At 34.2% G+C, this 16,467-nt stretch carries 18 protein-coding genes and 2 other annotated features; all 18 genes read right to left on the bottom strand.

The features are described 5' to 3' along the window. Entirely contained in the window at positions 1-591 is a 591-nt protein-coding gene (locus GH741_RS09425) for a TVP38/TMEM64 family protein (protein ID WP_153736552.1), read from the bottom strand. A gap of 82 nt (positions 592-673) precedes the next feature. Further along, positions 674-955 carry a DUF1294 domain-containing protein gene (locus GH741_RS09420; protein WP_153736551.1) on the bottom strand — a complete coding sequence of 94 codons (282 nt, stop codon included), beginning with the start codon at positions 953-955 and terminating at the stop codon, positions 674-676. Positions 956-1,053: 98 nt separating this feature from the next. After that, positions 1,054-1,410, bottom strand: a complete 357-nt coding sequence (gene rplT / locus GH741_RS09415) for a 50S ribosomal protein L20 (protein WP_153736550.1) — start codon at positions 1,408-1,410, stop codon at positions 1,054-1,056. A 160-nt stretch (positions 1,411-1,570) separates the two neighbouring features. Then, positions 1,571-1,768 (bottom strand): 50S ribosomal protein L35, encoded by a 198-nt coding sequence (rpmI, locus tag GH741_RS09410; protein WP_153736549.1) that lies wholly within the window; start codon positions 1,766-1,768, stop codon positions 1,571-1,573. A 49-nt stretch (positions 1,769-1,817) separates the two neighbouring features. Further along, positions 1,818-2,324: a translation initiation factor IF-3 gene (infC, locus tag GH741_RS09405; RefSeq protein WP_153736548.1), complete on the bottom strand. Its 507-nt coding sequence runs from the start codon at positions 2,322-2,324 to the stop codon at positions 1,818-1,820. A gap of 101 nt (positions 2,325-2,425) precedes the next feature. Next, positions 2,426-2,546 (bottom strand) — a sequence feature (ribosomal protein L20 leader region). Positions 2,547-2,736: 190 nt separating this feature from the next. Beyond that, positions 2,737-3,306 (bottom strand): hypothetical protein, encoded by a 570-nt coding sequence (locus GH741_RS09400; RefSeq protein ID WP_153736547.1) that lies wholly within the window; start codon positions 3,304-3,306, stop codon positions 2,737-2,739. 124 nt (positions 3,307-3,430) lie between these two features. Then, entirely contained in the window at positions 3,431-3,631 is a 201-nt protein-coding gene (locus GH741_RS09395; protein WP_153736546.1) for a hypothetical protein, read from the bottom strand. Positions 3,632-4,016: 385 nt separating this feature from the next. Then, positions 4,017-5,966 carry a threonine--tRNA ligase gene (gene thrS / locus GH741_RS09390; RefSeq protein ID WP_153736545.1) on the bottom strand — a complete coding sequence of 650 codons (1,950 nt, stop codon included), beginning with the start codon at positions 5,964-5,966 and terminating at the stop codon, positions 4,017-4,019. A 64-nt stretch (positions 5,967-6,030) separates the two neighbouring features. Then, positions 6,031-6,255 (bottom strand) — a binding site (T-box leader). Between the two features lie 57 nt (positions 6,256-6,312). Then, entirely contained in the window at positions 6,313-7,161 is an 849-nt protein-coding gene (gene ytxC, locus GH741_RS09385) for a sporulation protein YtxC (protein ID WP_153736544.1), read from the bottom strand. A gap of 166 nt (positions 7,162-7,327) precedes the next feature. Next, a complete protein-coding gene (dnaI, locus tag GH741_RS09380) occupies positions 7,328-8,263 on the bottom strand; it encodes a primosomal protein DnaI (RefSeq protein WP_153736543.1) in 936 nt (311 codons plus the stop codon). A gap of 12 nt (positions 8,264-8,275) precedes the next feature. Beyond that, the gene (locus GH741_RS09375; RefSeq protein ID WP_153736542.1) at positions 8,276-9,667 is read right to left on the bottom strand and encodes a replication initiation and membrane attachment family protein; all 1,392 of its coding nucleotides are present in this window, start codon (positions 9,665-9,667) and stop codon (positions 8,276-8,278) included. A 67-nt stretch (positions 9,668-9,734) separates the two neighbouring features. Continuing rightward, entirely contained in the window at positions 9,735-10,196 is a 462-nt protein-coding gene (gene nrdR, locus GH741_RS09370) for a transcriptional regulator NrdR (protein WP_153736541.1), read from the bottom strand. Positions 10,197-10,225: 29 nt separating this feature from the next. Next, positions 10,226-10,618 (bottom strand): cytosolic protein, encoded by a 393-nt coding sequence (locus GH741_RS09365; protein ID WP_153736540.1) that lies wholly within the window; start codon positions 10,616-10,618, stop codon positions 10,226-10,228. Between the two features lie 216 nt (positions 10,619-10,834). After that, entirely contained in the window at positions 10,835-11,212 is a 378-nt protein-coding gene (gene speD / locus GH741_RS09360; RefSeq protein WP_153736539.1) for an adenosylmethionine decarboxylase, read from the bottom strand. 431 nt (positions 11,213-11,643) lie between these two features. After that, positions 11,644-12,246, bottom strand: a complete 603-nt coding sequence (gene coaE / locus GH741_RS09355) for a dephospho-CoA kinase (RefSeq protein WP_153736538.1) — start codon at positions 12,244-12,246, stop codon at positions 11,644-11,646. Between the two features lie 15 nt (positions 12,247-12,261). Next, entirely contained in the window at positions 12,262-12,894 is a 633-nt protein-coding gene (gene ytaF, locus GH741_RS09350; RefSeq protein ID WP_153736537.1) for a sporulation membrane protein YtaF, read from the bottom strand. A 70-nt stretch (positions 12,895-12,964) separates the two neighbouring features. Next, a complete protein-coding gene (gene mutM, locus GH741_RS09345) occupies positions 12,965-13,792 on the bottom strand; it encodes a DNA-formamidopyrimidine glycosylase (protein WP_153736536.1) in 828 nt (275 codons plus the stop codon). An 18-nt stretch (positions 13,793-13,810) separates the two neighbouring features. Beyond that, the gene (polA, locus tag GH741_RS09340) at positions 13,811-16,450 is read right to left on the bottom strand and encodes a DNA polymerase I (RefSeq protein ID WP_153736535.1); all 2,640 of its coding nucleotides are present in this window, start codon (positions 16,448-16,450) and stop codon (positions 13,811-13,813) included. Between the last annotated feature and the right edge of the window lie 17 nt (positions 16,451-16,467).

Raw genomic sequence — 16,467 nt, 5'->3', positions numbered from 1 at the left:
TTATATGCCACCGGTTTTTGTGGACTGAACTCCAAAAAAGTCTTCCCATTTAATACTTATTTCCTTCCTTCTTAACAAATATAAGAAAGGTAACAGTCCAAGTAGCAAACTTCCCATTATTATTGGCGAAAAAGTTGATATCCATTTACCTACAGATGTATAAACAACCGCAAGAGGTATATTAGAATAAAGGGATGATCTCATATAATCTTTAAAGCTGCTTGATATTTCCAAAATACATAGTGACAACAAATGAAAATGGATAAAAGGTACTAATCTTAGAAGAGCAATTTGTGGCGTTGTAAACCTAGAATTTTCTCCAATTAGTTTGTGTTTCATTTTCACCAATCTTTCAAAGGTGTTGGGCATCCACTTGACCATTTTATAGAATATTAAACTTGAAAGTGTTATACCTATAACGGAATAAAGAGCACCTGCTACTGCCCCGAACAAGATACCTCCTGAAATACAAATAAATACTACTGGGAGAAAAAACATAGGCCTAAGTAAATGAAATCCGATGAATAACAATGGAGCGAACAATCCACCCGTTTCAATGATGGCCATCAAGTAAGTACTTATGTATTCCATAGATAGCCCCCTTCTCTATGTGTCTATTAATATGTATGACAAGAGACGAGCTATTATGACATAAAAAATATTAATGATTGTATTAATTAGAAATACGGTAAATAAGATAAAAAAAGATGAAAGCTTCTAAAATCCCAAGAATCGGTAATCCATATTGAAAGGAACGATGTTTTGTCTTGTGGCTGAACAATCTCATTCCGAAAGAACTACCAATCGCTCCTCCAATAAATGCAAGGCTCCAAATTGTCTTTTCAGATATTCTCCATGCTCCAGCTTTGGAACGCTTTTTATCTATCCCCATTGTAAAAAACGCAACAACATTAATAATTAAGGCATAGCCTATTAAAATATATATCGTCTCCATATTTTGGGCACCTACTCTTTTAAAATTTGTTGATTCAGTATTATCCAATTAAAATAAAGGACCATTTCATTAGAAGAAATGGTCCTTTATTTGATCAATTATTTAAGTGCTGATTTTGCTTGTTCAGCTAGTTGAGTGAATGCTTGTTGGTCATTTACTGCAAGATCAGAAAGCATTTTACGATTAACTTCGATACCTGCTTGCTTTAAACCAAACATTAAACGGCTATAAGTTAGTCCATTCATACGTGCTGCAGCGTTAATACGTGCAATCCAAAGTTTGCGGAAATCACGTTTCTTATTTCTACGGTCACGATAAGCATATTGACCTGATTTTGTTACCTGTTGTTTTGCTGTTTTAAATAGTGCATGTTTTGCACCATAATAACCTTTTGCTAGTTTTAATACGCGTTTGCGACGTCTACGCGTAACTGTTCCACCTTTAACACGTGGCATAGTAATTCCCTCCTATTATATATCAACGAATCTATTTGTAAGTTTGCATTTCCATGGTGAATAACAATTCTTAACTCACTTTCAGGAAGAAAGTAGCTAACAGTTTTAGGACCATGATTGGTTCAACTAACATCAGAAAGTAACTGATGGAAGCTTGAGTTTATTTTTTTGGTAACATTTGCTTAATGCGCTTATAATCTCCTGCTGAAACAAGTGTACCCTTACGTAGTTTACGTTTTTGCTTTGTTGATTTGTTAGCAAATAAGTGACTAGTATATGCATGGGAGCGTTTTACTTTCCCAGAACCTGTTCTTTTAAAACGTTTTGCACTACCTTTATGTGTTTTCATTTTTGGCATGAGTAGTTCCTCCTTGTAAGCTAAAACTTATTAATTCTTTATAAGTGCCTTATTGTTTTTCGTTTACGGGTGCAAGCATTAAGAACATGCTACGACCTTCCATTTTGGGTCTTTGTTCTACCGTGGAAAGCTCCTTACATGCTTCAGCCATGCGCTCAAGAACTTTTTGTCCTAATTCTTTATGAGTAATAGCACGTCCGCGAAAACGAATAGATACTTTAACTTTGTCACCTTTTTCAAGGAACTTTAAAGCATTGCGTAATTTTGTGTTAAAGTCATGTTCTTCAATTCCTGGGCTAAGACGAACTTCTTTAACGTTAATAATCTTTTGGTTTTTACGAGCTTCTTTTTCTTTCTTTTGTTGTTCAAAACGATATTTACCAAAATCCATAATACGGCACACCGGTGGTTTTGCATTCGGTGCAACAAGTACAAGATCTAGATTTCTAGTTTGAGCAATTTCTAACGCTTCTTGACGAGTTTTCACGCCAAGTTGATCCCCATTTGAATCAATGAGACGAACCTCACGTGCACGAATTTTCTCATTGACATTCATATCTTTGCTAATAATCAGCCACCTCCATAGATTTTCAAAAAATGTAACCTTTCAACGACAAGTCGGTGTTAAACTATCCCACGAACTTTTATAAATTTTTTCAAATTAAAAAAGTGTCGGTACACATTGCACCCACACATCTCCTGTTTTTAATCAGAATAATTACCTGTCAACTGCACATTGCGTCAATCAGGTGAGAAGCGGGTGCTTCTACTTGTCTCAAGATCATATTCAATTCCATACCTATAAAATAATATCACAAGTGAAATATAATGTCAATAAGTGGTGTATAAGTTTTGCAACAACCTATCTATCATAACTAACTTTTCTATAGATTACAATAAAAAAATTAATGGTTTTTAATATTTTTTAAAGCATTTGCTGTTTGATTTAGATAATATTGATAGCAATCTCATGATAAACGAAACTTCATAAACTTTCTTATCAATAGTCCCATGTAAAATACTAGTACTATAATTCCACCTAAAACTATGTATCCTGTATTATTCTGAACTGTTTGTTTTAGCTTATTTGAAAAGGGTTCTGGAATTGGTTCCTTTCTTGGCTCGACTTTCACAAGATGATTAACTGTCTCACCACTAAGAGCCGGCTTCCAACTATTTCCGTATTTTTCCAACCATATTTCAATCTCATCTCCAACTATGATATCCATTTTTTCTCCACCTGCCAATTGGACCCATGATGGAACATAAGAATAAAAAATGGACAGCGTATCTTCTGGACCTATTGTAAGACCTGTTGGTTGTTTTGTTACCTCTTTTATTTTTAACTGCATTTTACGAACCTGACTAGGATAACTTCCTTCTACATCAGAATGTAATTTGTCGGTTATAACCTCCCCTTCGACTTGTAGAGAAGAATTTCCTTTTATTCTTTCAACCTCATCTGGGTCAGGTGCAGCATCAACGGATAGGGTTATAAATAAAAATAGTAGTGAAAATAAGTATATATTTTTACTCATTTTTTGTACTCCTCATCTTTTTTTAATGCTATAAAATAAGACGAATGGATTAAATGGAAAGTTACATGTAGTAAATATATAAAAAAACAGCACACCAGAATCAAATTGGTGTACTGTTTCTAAATTACGTAATTCTTTTTAATATATTAGTTGTTTTGACACAAAATCTACAGACTGTGCCAAAACTAACATGGTGATTTGCGCTCCGGGCAGTCGCTTTCCGCGGGCAACGCTTCAACTTCCTCGGAAGAAAACCGCTTCCTGCGGGATTTTCAGACGTCGCTTTTCCCGCTGGAGTCGACTGCCCTCCGCTCCAATTAACCAACAGATAAGATTAAATAGCTGTTGGTTGGTTTATTGAAGTTATAAACACTCTACTAGTGTATTAAATACATAAAAATTCTATTTTGTGCATATCTTGGAGTTCTTATCACCTGAACAGAAAGCTATTCAAAGCTTCGGAAAAATGCGACACTCCTATGGGAAAGGAACAGTCTGAAGACCCCGCAACGAGCGTTTTCCTCGTGAGGAGGCTGAAGCGTTCCCCATGGAAAGGGAGCGTTTTTCCGAAGCGCTGGATGATCACTCATCCTATAAAGGATGGGGGTAAGTCACGACAAAGTTAAGACGCATTTTATATCAACTCCATAAATTAAATAGCAAGAAAACCTATGAAAGAGACTTATACTATAAATAGATTGCTTTTGTTATTATTTGTTGCGTAACACTCTATTTTGAATTTCATCTTTGATTTCTGAGATAAATTCACTCAACGGTTTAGTCTCTGAATCTTTCTCACCATATCGACGGACATTGACAGAATTGCTTTCAATCTCTTTATCACCAACTACCAAAGCAAAAGGAACTTTTTGCATTTGGACCTCTCTAATCTTGTAACCAATTTTCTCGTCTCTTTGGTCAACTTCTACACGGACACCTTGTAAACGTAACTCGTCTTCAACTTTTTTAGCATAGTCTAAATGTACATCAGCCGAAACAGGAAGGATTTTAGCTTGTACTGGTGAAAGCCATGTTGGAAACGCTCCCTTATACTCCTCGATAAGAAAGGCAACAAACCTTTCCATTGTTGAAACAACGCCACGGTGGATTACTACTGGACGATGTTCTTTCCCGTCTACACCAATATAAGTTAAATCAAAACGTTCAGGTAAGTGGAAATCAAGTTGCACAGTGGAAAGTGTTTCATCTTTACCAAGGGCAGTTTTAACCATTACATCTAGTTTAGGACCGTAAAATGCTGCTTCACCTTCAGCTTCTACGTAATCTAACTCCATGTCCTCCATTGTTTCCTTTAACATGGCTTGTGCTTTTTCCCACATTTCATCATTGTCTACATATTTTTCATTATCTTCTGGATCACGGTATGATAAACGGAAATAATAATCATCGATGCCAAAGTCCTTATAGACATTTTGCACTAACTGTACCACACGAATAAATTCATCTTTTAATTGATCTGGTCTTGCAAAAATGTGCGCATCGTTTAAAGTCATCGCTCGAACACGTTGTAATCCTGCTAGAGCTCCTGACATTTCATGACGGTGCATTGTTCCAAGTTCTGCTATTCTAACAGGAAGGTTCCGGTAGCTGTACAATTCATTTTTATATACCATCATATGATGTGGACAATTCATCGGTCTTAACACTAGATCCTCATTGTCCATTTCCATAGTTGGAAACATATCGTCTTTGTAGTGATCCCAATGACCACTAGTCTTATACAGTTCAACATTTCCCAAAACCGGTGTATATACATGATCATAACCAAGGCGCTCTTCTAAATCTACAATGTAGCGTTCAATAGTGCGACGAATTGTTGCACCCTTTGGAAGCCATAAGGGTAATCCTTGACCTACTTGTTGTGAGACTGTAAACAGCTGCAACTCTTTTCCTAATTTACGATGGTCGCGTTCTTTTGCCTCTTCTCGAAACTTTAAATATTCCTCTAGTTGGCTCTTCTTTTCAAAGGCAGTACCATAAATTCTCTGTAGCATTTGATTTTTACTGTCTCCACGCCAATATGCACCAGATATACTTAATAATTTAAATACTTTTATTTTACTAGTTGATGGTACGTGAACTCCGCGACAAAGATCAAAAAACTCACCTTGTTGATAAATTGTTACTGTATCATTTTCCGGAATAGCATCAATTAGTTCTAATTTTAGATGATCTCCAATCTCTTTAAACATTTCTATCGCGTCGTTTCGGGAAACCTCTTTACGGGTAATCTCTAAATTTTCATCAACAATTCGTTGCATTTCCTTTTCAATACGTGGTAAGTCTTCTGGTGTAATCGACTCTTCCATATCAATATCATAGTAAAAGCCATTCTCGATTGTTGGGCCAACACCTAGCTTGACATTCCCATATAGTCTTTTAACAGCTTGTGCTAATAGATGAGCAGTAGAATGGCGCATAATCTCAATGCCATCTTCGCTTTTATTTGTGACAATCTCAATTTCACCATTATGAGTTAATTCTCTACGTAAATCATACAGAATACCATCTAATTTAATGGCAAGTGCTTGCTTTTTAAGACCTGGTGAAATAGATGCTGCGATATCTTCCCCAGTTGTACCTTGAGGGAACTCTTTCTTAGTTCCATCAGGAAATGCTATGATGATTTGTTTTGACATTACTTTCACTCCTTATTTTTTCATTAAAAAGAAAAACAAAAAAGCCCGTCCCTTTGCAATTATGCAAAGGGACGAGCATTGCTCGTGGTTCCACCCTAATTCCCGTATCAATATACGGCTCGTTAAGAATCTGTAACGTAGACAAATCGCTGCTAACTACTCACTTAATAGTTTTCGAAAACAGAGTTCAGAGGTGGTAATTTTATGCAGATATACAGGAAGCTTGCAGCCTATGACTTCCCTCTCTTTGTATTCTTTCATAAAATATTGTCCTCATCAAAACCAATGTGCTTAAATTAATATATGAACGTATTATAGCGATAGAATCATAAAAAATCAAGCACATTTACGACTTAGTTTTTAAAAAAATTGGATACGGGAATTTCTTTAAAGGTTTAAACTTTACTTTTTCTTGAAATATATTAATGATGGTTAATGTTTTAGCTTCTGATGGATTATTTCCATAGATAATAATTTCCTTTGGCGCCATTGTTAATAATGGGGTTAAGTTTAATTCCTCTTCATCTAATCCAACTATGTATAATGGTTCTTTTTTTATCATTTCTATCAACTCTGAATTTGAAAATGGATTACCATCAGATTGGTAATACCTGAAATTGTGACCTTGGATTACATGAACCGTTGAATAATACGTACCTTTTCTTGATACATATTCTCTTAATGATTCAATAAAAGATTGGTATTCTTCTTCACGTTTGTATTCATCAATGGCTAGTCCGATCACATCCATTAGTTCATTTCGGTATGATTGAAAACGAAAATTCACTATTGAATCATAATGGACAATATTTTCACTAGTATAAGTTTGAAACAAGTTAAACAGTGTGTTCCTCGGCTTACTTTTAACAACTTTGTTTAGCTCAAAATCACTACCTGAGATTATCGATTGGGCAAGCTCAATAATTCTATATATCTCCTCCTTATTCTTATAATAGTAGTTGTTTGTCACCATCTGTTTGACCCAGTTAATTTCTCTGTGATTAATAAATACGTCAGTCATTGCCCTTGCAATAACTTGTGGTTGATTCGCAACTGAATTAGTCACCTCAATCTTTATCTGATTCCCCCATTCATCATTAGTTTTCCAATGAATAATAAAATATTTATCGTACTGGAACAGACGTTGACAAAATGTTACTGCCTCTTTATTAGATTCAAAATATACCTCAAACAATACTTATCACCCTCACCACGCTCAAACTGTTACATTATATGGGAGATTGAATTAAAAAATGTATTATCTAGTTAAAATTTAAAGATGATAGAATTCAGGAAAAGTATTTAATAGAAAAAAACTATGTCTTTTTACATCTTAGACATAGTTTTTTTCTATTGTGAGTTTAGCCTCTCCGGTTATACCCATATAGAGAAACTTCTTTACTTACTTGCTTAATTCTTTCAATTATTCTTCCTGCTTTAACCGTTTCTGTGTCTCCACGATTCGATGTAGCTAAATGATGTTCTAGTTGCTTCAAACTGTAATTCGAACTGAAAAACACAGGTAATCTTTCCATCATTCGGTATTGCAGAATCGAACCTAATATTTCATCTCTAAACCAAGCAGACAAGGACTCTGCTCCAATATCATCTAACATTAACACTTGTACTTTTTTGAAATGCTCAATTTTTTCATTAATAGAATCATCTTTCAGTGATGCTTTAATTTCTCTTACGAATTCTGGCATATAGATTAGCATGGAAGAAATGCGTTTTTCGGCAAGTTCATTGGCAATAGCTCCGAGAAAATATGTTTTCCCTACACCAAATGGCCCATGAAAATATATTCCTTTGTCAGCCTGTTTCGTGCCGATTGATTGGATATAAGAAACCGCTTCACGTATTGCTTCATGCCTTTCATTATCCTTATGATCCAATCCATTAATAGAAGCTTCTAAGATGTCCTTAGGCATGTAAAGGCTTTTTACTAAAGCTTGCTTTTTTTGTTGTTCATCTCTTTGGATTTTCCTATGGCATCTATCATATGATAGACGGATATCGTGATTCTCTACTTCAAGGTGAGGAGAATAACCAGGCAGTATATTTATACATTGTTCAAGTGAAGGACAGTCGGCACAATGATGTTTGGACTGTGACCTAAACTCGTATAGTTTCATTAAATTTCTATCTATATCTTTTTCTGTAAATTCAGGGTGACTATCAATAATTCGACTAACTTCGGGATCATTTAAGATCTCAATTCGCATCTGGTTGTAATTAGTTTGGAAATTCTTATTATCTCTCATCCACTTTTTAAGTGAGGCTTGGATCGGTTCCATTTTAAATCACCCTTATAAATGATTAGATTTCTTATTTTTTGTATAGTTCTGTAAAAGCTTTTCAATGTCCTCTTTATTCTGATCATCAGAAGTAGATTTTTTCTTATTTTCATTTTGTTCGCCTGTTTTTCTTTCCGTAAACCAATCAGGGACAATTTCCTTTTTACTTGGTTTTTTATAATACTGTTGCTTATTAGTTCCCCATTGCTGATACTTATTACTTTCTGATTTAGCAAGAGTCATTGCTTGTCTAACAGTAGTAACATTTTTTCTAGCCCAATGACTTGCAATTTTTTCTAAATAAGCTTTTGTTAGCTTCATATCTGTTTTTAGAAGAACATAATGAATCAATACATTCATGACACCAGGGGCTAAACCTTGTTGAGACATGACATCTCCAATCACTTTTAAATCTTGTGATGATGCTTCATTTCCCCCTGACAAATCTTCTAGTAATTGTTTAGGGGAAATGGTCTCTAACATGTTAATAAATTGATCTTCTTTACTTAATGTTTTTTCAGAATTACTAGAATCTGTAAATTTAAATCCGTCTTTGCTATTTACTTGCTTTACATCAGTATTTTTTTGCCTTGTCTGCATCAAATCTTGACATGCAGTTTTAAATTCTTGAATATCCAATAAATTTTCATCACTTACTGCCCATAATAAAGCTTTTTCTAAATCTTGATTTGTTAGGTCATATAGAACAACCATTTGGGTCATTAGTTTTTTGTTTTTTGGACTCATGATCTTCGCGACTGGTAACATTCTTTGACTCAAAATTTGTTCAATCCATTCGAAGTCAAGAATGTCATAAGCGATAGATGGTCCATTGTTAATCTTATCTATACTAAAATTAGTATCTTTTGAATTATTTTTTTTAAATATACCTTCGTTTGTTTGAAAAACATCATTAAAACTTGCTGTAACATTTTGACCTAATTTTGAAAAAGAAGTATGTGAATTGTTAAATGTCTCTATTAAGTCAGTATATTTATTTTCACCCAATTGATGTTGTAAAAGTTGAGATAACATACCGTCAGAAAAGAATTCTTTAAAAGAAAATGGTGGATTTAGCTGATAAATATAAGTTTTTCCCTGGTCGACATCTTCCTTAAATGTCGTTAGTAATCCAATAGCTTCTAGTTTTAATCGGGCTTGATATATTTCATCTAGCGGTAATGATAAGTAATTCATTAAAGTATGATGAGTTTGTGGGTTTTTCGGATTATTTCTTAGTACATTTTCACTTAAAAGTGTTTGATAAAGTGAGATGGCGTGGATACCAATTAGTGGTTGATATAAATGGGTCAATGACTGAAAATAAGTAGTTGATATTTCACCACGAAATATCACATAGTAGCCTTCAATCGGTAGTAATTTACCAATATTTTGTTGCATCATTTTTCTAACCCCTTCTAAATCTATGTCTAAAATTTTAAAAAGAAAAAGAGCCGGTCTGGCTCAGTTGTTACTTTTTGTCAGTTCGAATTAAATCCTTTAATTCATCCAAAAATACGCTTATATCCTTAAATTGCCTATAGACAGATGCAAATCGAACATAAGCGACCTCATCAACCGATGATAAGCGATCCATTACCATTTCACCAATCTCTTTACTTGGTGTTTCCGATGTTCCACGATTACGTAAATCTACTTCAACCTCAATTGCGATTGCTTCAATTTGCTCTAAGGCAACAGGTCTTTTTTCGCACGCCTTTATAAGACCTCGCATTAGCTTGTCCCTACTATATTCTTCTCTTGTACCTTCTTTTTTGACCACAATTAACGGGACCTCTTCTAAGCGCTCAAAGGTTGTAAAACGAAAAGAACAAGATTCACATTCCCTTCTTCGTCTTATGGATCTTCCCTCTTCAATCGGTCTAGAGTCTAATACTTTTGTACTTTTGTGTTGACAATTCGGACATTTCATTTCATCAGCCCCATTAAAAAGTTACCTTATTATCTTGAAGTTTCTAAATATGTTAAGTCTTTCTTTAGGTCATTATATAAAGTAGGAATAAGATTATGGCTATGTCCTAAGTCAAATGGAATCATGGATTCTGTAGTAACTGAAAAATCGATTGCAGTACGAAAAGGCTTGACCATAATAACAGTAGCAATGACAAAGGCCTTTCTACCACCACTTTTATAATTAGCACTAATTTCTCCATGCTCCTCAGAACCTGCAACAAATTCAAATTTTGATGATTGTTTGAAAAAATCCTCAACGGACTTGAAACCTCTATCCTTGGTTGTCTTAAAATAATGTGTTTTTAATTTTGGATCCCAATGATCCTCTTTTGTTTCTGAATGATTATTAAAATACTTTGAAATAATTTGTCGAAAACTCATCCCCTACACCTCATTATCAATTATTATATCAGAATTTATTTTTGATCATAATTTATTTTAACATGTTTTGCTATAGAACACGATATCAACCTTTATGATGGGTAGTTGACAATTGCTGAGGTTTAATTAAAAACTTAAAGTTGAACATAAACATAAAAAAACCCTTGTTATAAATAACAAGGGTTAAAACTTTTAAAGTTTTTTGTCACAATTTAATTAGAGTGCATTAAATTGTTTAACGTCAACTGGTCCCATACCACGAGGTACTTCTACCTTCTCACACTTCTGCGATTCTAAGGATTCAGCAATGAAGTCTGTTGCTACGTTTGGGTCTATAATATCTCCACAAGTGTAAACATCGATGCTAGCATATCCATGTTCCGGAAAACTGTGGATTGTTAAATGAGACTCAGAAATAATAACCACACCACTAACTCCATAAGGAGCAAATTTGTGAAAAGCTACTTCTCGAATTTCAGCACCTGCTTTTAACGCTGCATTCACAAATATTTGTTCAATTAATCCCACATCATTTAACTTATCTATATTACAGTCCCACATTTCAGCAATTACGTGTCTTCCCATAGTATCCATTGTATTATCTCCCCCTAACATATTGACCTCTAAATAAAATGCATGTGGCACCACGGGGGAAAGTTAGTCCTAAGAGGTTCTAACCCTTTAAGCACCCATTATTAACGCATCTATTCAGAAGATTACTTAACCTCAACAATTTTCAGAAAGTAAAGGTTTTTATTACACATAAAACTTGTACAAATTTTAACAAGTTTTACGTGCAAAAAAAAGTATATATGGTTTACCCCGTTTTGGCAAGAAAGATTTCTTTTTTTTCTTTTGAAAAAGGAAATTCTTTCTTTTCATTCCTGATACAGGATTATTGAATAGGAACACCAAATACTTGTTTAAAGTGCCTATTCCTTATTATAGGATATACCTAGGGTCTTTATCCAATGATATGAATATAAAAAATAGCACTAATCAAAATATTAATGCCATTTTGTTAGTCATATTGGAATTCCCCATTTAGTTAACACAGCCTTTAGTTGCTTCTTTGACTCTTCCTTCGTTCCGTTATTATCAATAACAGCATCCGCCATGCTAGCTTTTTCTTTCATTGATATTTGGGAATGGATTCTATCTAAAGCTTCTTGTTCAGAAAATTTATCCCTTGCTTTTAATCGTTGCAATTGTGTCAGTTCATCAACATAGACAACTAGTACCTTGTTAACTAAATTAGTTAATTTGCTTTCAAAAAGCAAAGGAATATCCAATATTACAGCCTTTTCATCTTTATTTATCCATTCATCCCTTTGCTTTAACATTTTTTCTCGAACAGCAGGATGGACAATAGAATTTAATTCCTTCAATTTCGATTTGTCGGAAAAAACAATGTTGCCAAGTTTTTTTCGATCTATTTCTTTTTCTGCATTCAAAATTTCCTGACCAAAGGCTTCAATTATCTCATGATAAGCCTTCGCGCCCGGTTCAACTACTTGCCTTGCAATAATATCTGCATCAATTACAGGTATTCCCTCTTCAATAATCATTTTAGCTATTGTACTTTTACCGCTAGCAATACTACCTGTCAATCCGATTGTTATAGTCATGTTCAGCAAACATCCTTATGTCATTTTAAAGATACCTATTAGAATTAGTATAATACCTGGAACAAAAGTTAATCGTTGTAGCCAATGCCAATAAGAAAATAAATAGCCACTTTTCAATCCTATAGCTAAGAAAAGTCCAGTGGTTGCTCCAATACCTACTGCTGCAACTAGGGGTGAAAAACCCAACATAGCTGCACCTATACCCGCTCCGAATGAATCTAACGAGAGTGCTAACCCAAGTAAAAATGCTTCAATACCTGTTATTTTACCAGAGTTATCTATATCAGCAACCATTGGTTTTTTTAGAATCTGAATAACAATCCCTAGAGATTTTATTTCGAACTTAAAAAGTGTTGGATCACCCTCATTGCTCGATTTATCTGTTCTGAAAAATTGATAGATAACCCAAATCCCTATAAATATAAGCACCCAACCACCAATTGATTCAGCAATTGATACTGATAAAAAGGAGGCAATCATTTCGCCTATTAACATGGATAGATAAAAAATAATACCGGTTATTATGGTTATCACTAATATCGAACGAAGTGGTAAGACCATCTTTCTAAGTCCATAGGTAAAAGCAACCATAAAGCTATCTAGACTAACAGCAAAGGCTAGAAGCATAAAAGTTGTAATCTCAGCCATGTTAAATAGCCCCTTTTCCATTACTTTTTACTGTATTGTAGTATATGGATGGGGCTATTCCCTTGTGCTTTTATTCTTTTTGGCAAGAAGCACAAAAATGCGTGCCTCTTCCTCCAACTTTAATTTTTGATATCATGGTACCACAATTCTTACATGGCTTATTCTCTTGCCCATATGCAAAAAGTTGCTGTTGAAACATTCCTATTTGACCCTGACTATTAACATAAGACCGAATGGTTGTCCCACCTTGCTTAACAGCTTCTGCTAAAGTTTCAATGGAAAAGTGTTGAAGCGATTCAACCTCCGTCTTAGATAGCTGACTTCCTTTTCTTAATGGATGAATACGAGCCCTGTACAATGTCTCATCAACATATATGTTCCCTAAACCAGCGACAACACTCTGATCTAACAAAATATTTTTTATCGCCCGTTCACTTTTGTGAATTTTATCAAAAAAATCATTAAGTATGAACTTTTCTTCAAAAGGATCCGGTCCGAGTTGATTTAAGGGTTTTGAGACAAGCTCTTCTCCTTTACGAAACAAATGCATCGTGCCAAATTTACGCACATCATTGTATCTTAACTCATCTCCCTCTCTAAAATGGAAAATTACATGAGTATGTTTTGAAACAGGCTCTTGATGATTAAAAACACCATATTTACCTTCCATCCGTAAATGGGATACTAGAACATACTCATTCAGTTGAAATAACAAAAACTTACCTTTTCTTTCAATATCCATAATTGTCTGTCCAATTACTAGATGCTTAAATTCTTCAACGTCATCGGGTTGCTTAATAATTTTAGGCCAAAATATTGAAATATCATTAATTGTTTTATTTAGTACTAATTGTTTTAATGTTTTCCTTACTGTCTCTACTTCAGGTAATTCTGGCATAGTTTTCTACTCCTTATATTACTTAGCGTCGTACCATGTCTTTCCAAAAGCATAATCAACTTTTAATGGTACATTCAATTCAATAGCATTCTCCATCACAGAAGAAACAATATCTTTTAGCAAGTCAATTTCTTCTTCAGGCGCTTCCAAGATAAGTTCATCATGAACCTGCATTAACATACGTGCTTGTAAATTTTCCTCTTTCAACTTAATACTTAAATTAATCATTGCTAATTTTATAATATCGGCTGCACTACCTTGAATCGGTGTGTTCATGGCTGTACGTTCTGCAAAACTTCTTCGGTTAAAATTCCTACTTGTGATTTCAGGCAAATATCTTCGACGTTTCATAATTGTCGTTACGTATCCCTTTTGCTTTGCATCCTGAACAATTTCCTCCATATAGGTTCTTACCCCAGGATAGGAGTCTAAATAGCGATCAATAAACTTTTGAGCTTCTTTTCTAGTAATGCCTAAGCTTTGTGATAAGCCATAATCGCTTATTCCATACACAATACCAAAGTTAACTGCTTTTGCCTGTCTTCTCATGTTGTCAGTTATCTCACCTGCTTCAACGTGAAAAACTTCCATAGCAGTTCGTGTATGAATATCCATATCGTCATTAAAGGCTTCTATTAACTTCTCATCGCCTGCAATATGAGCAAGAACTCTTAGTTCAATTTGTGAGTAATCTGCAGCAAATATAAACCATCCTTCTTTTGAAGGCGTAAAAGCTTGTCTTATCTTTTTACCCTCTTCTAAACGAATCGGGATATTTTGTAGATTTGGTTCGGTTGAGCTCAATCGACCAGTTTGGGTTAGGGCTTGGTTGAACCGAGTATGAATTTTATTAGTATCTTCATGTACTACTCTTAACAATCCTTCAATGTATGTTGATTGAAGTTTTCCTAGTTGTCTATACATTAACAGCTTGGGTATTATTTCATGTTTTCCTTGAAGTTGTTCCAATATATCTGCTGATGTTGAATAACCAGTCTTAGTTTTCTTTATCACTGGTAAACTTAATTTTTCGAAAAGTATGGGTCCTAATTGTTTTGGAGAATTTAAGTTAAACGTTTCTCCTGCTAATTCATGTACTTCTTTCTCAATTGTTTTTAAGCGTTCTTGTAAATCTTCACCCATTTTTTCTAACCTTTTTTGGTCTACATAAACTCCCGTGAATTCCATTTCGCCTAATATTAAGGCTAACGGCAACTCTAATTCTTTTAACAGTTCTGATTGTTCATTTTCCTTCAATTTTTCTTCTGCAGTCTCTTTCAGTTGGTAAATCATGTTGGTTTTTCTTCCAACATGTTCAACAAGCTTATCTAGTTCCGGAACCTTCCTCTTAGCTCCCTTACCATAAACCTCCTCATCAAAAAAGACCCCCTTCTGTCCTAACCTGTGACTTATTGCTGGGATATCATGATTATTTTCTGAAGGATCAATTAAATGAGAAGCTAATAATAAGTCGAATTCGATTCCCTTAATATGTATACCCTTGTGTAATAAAGAAACTATAACTTTTTTAGCATCAAATACCCACTTCTTATTATTAGTATTTTCAGCCCATTCTTTGAAAGCATCAGACTCAATTGCAACATTCACTGGGATAAAGTATTTTCCTTGTTTGTTAACCAGTCCAAACCCTTCTATAGACGATAAATGATAATTTTCATCTAACATCTCCACTTCAAAAGCCTCTACACCCGTAAATAATTCCTTAGTTATATCGTTAACAATTGTGACATCAATTTCTGGTAAATCAATAGGCACAGACGAATCATCTGTATATTCCCCATCTATTCTATTTAATAATGATTGAAATCCCAATTCTTTAAAAATTTCACTAACCTTTTGAGCCTGATATCCTTGATAAGTGAGGTCACTTAAACTAATTTCTATTGGAGAATCACAATTAATTGTAACTAATTCTTTACTCATAAATGCGTCTTCTTTATGATTCACTAATTTTTCCTTTAACTTTTTTGCGCTAATTTCTTCCACATTATCGTAAAGATTTTCTAAATTCTCATATTGCTTTAATAATTTTATTGCTGTTTTTTCTCCAACACCAGGAACACCTGGGATATTATCCGAACTGTCTCCCATTAGTGCTTTCATGTCGATAATTTGATCAGGTCTAATCTCCAATTTTTCATCTAAAAAGGAAGGTGTGTATTTATCAACCTCACTAAGTCCTTTTTTGGTCATGCTAACTGTTACTTTATCCGAAATTAATTGTAATAAATCTTTATCTCCTGAAATCACATTTACTTCTAAATCCTCATTCTCACCTTTTCTTGCAAGAGTACCAATAATGTCATCCGCTTCAAATTGATCGAGCTGATAATGACTAATTTGAAATGCATCTAGCATTTCCCTTAGAAGTGGAAACTGCTCAGACAATTCAGAAGGTGTTTTTTGTCTTCCACCCTTATATTCCTTATAAGTCTTATGTCGAAATGTAGTTTTACCTGCATCAAAAGCTACTAACAAGTGCGTAGGTTTTTCGTCTTCTATTATTCGTAAAAGCATGGTTGTAAAACCATATATCGCATTCGTGTATACTCCTTTATCATTGCTTAATAACGGTAAAGCAAAGAAAGCACGATAAGCTATACTATTACCATCAATTAGTATCAATTTGTTTTTCATTTTCGCTCTCCTTTACA

The sequence above is a fragment of the Aquibacillus halophilus genome (assembly GCF_009649745.1).
GTDB lineage: Bacteria > Bacillota > Bacilli > Bacillales > Amphibacillaceae > Aquibacillus > Aquibacillus halophilus.
The sequence above is the reverse complement of the archived record's forward strand: the minus strand, read 5'-3'. Positions and strand labels throughout refer to the sequence as shown.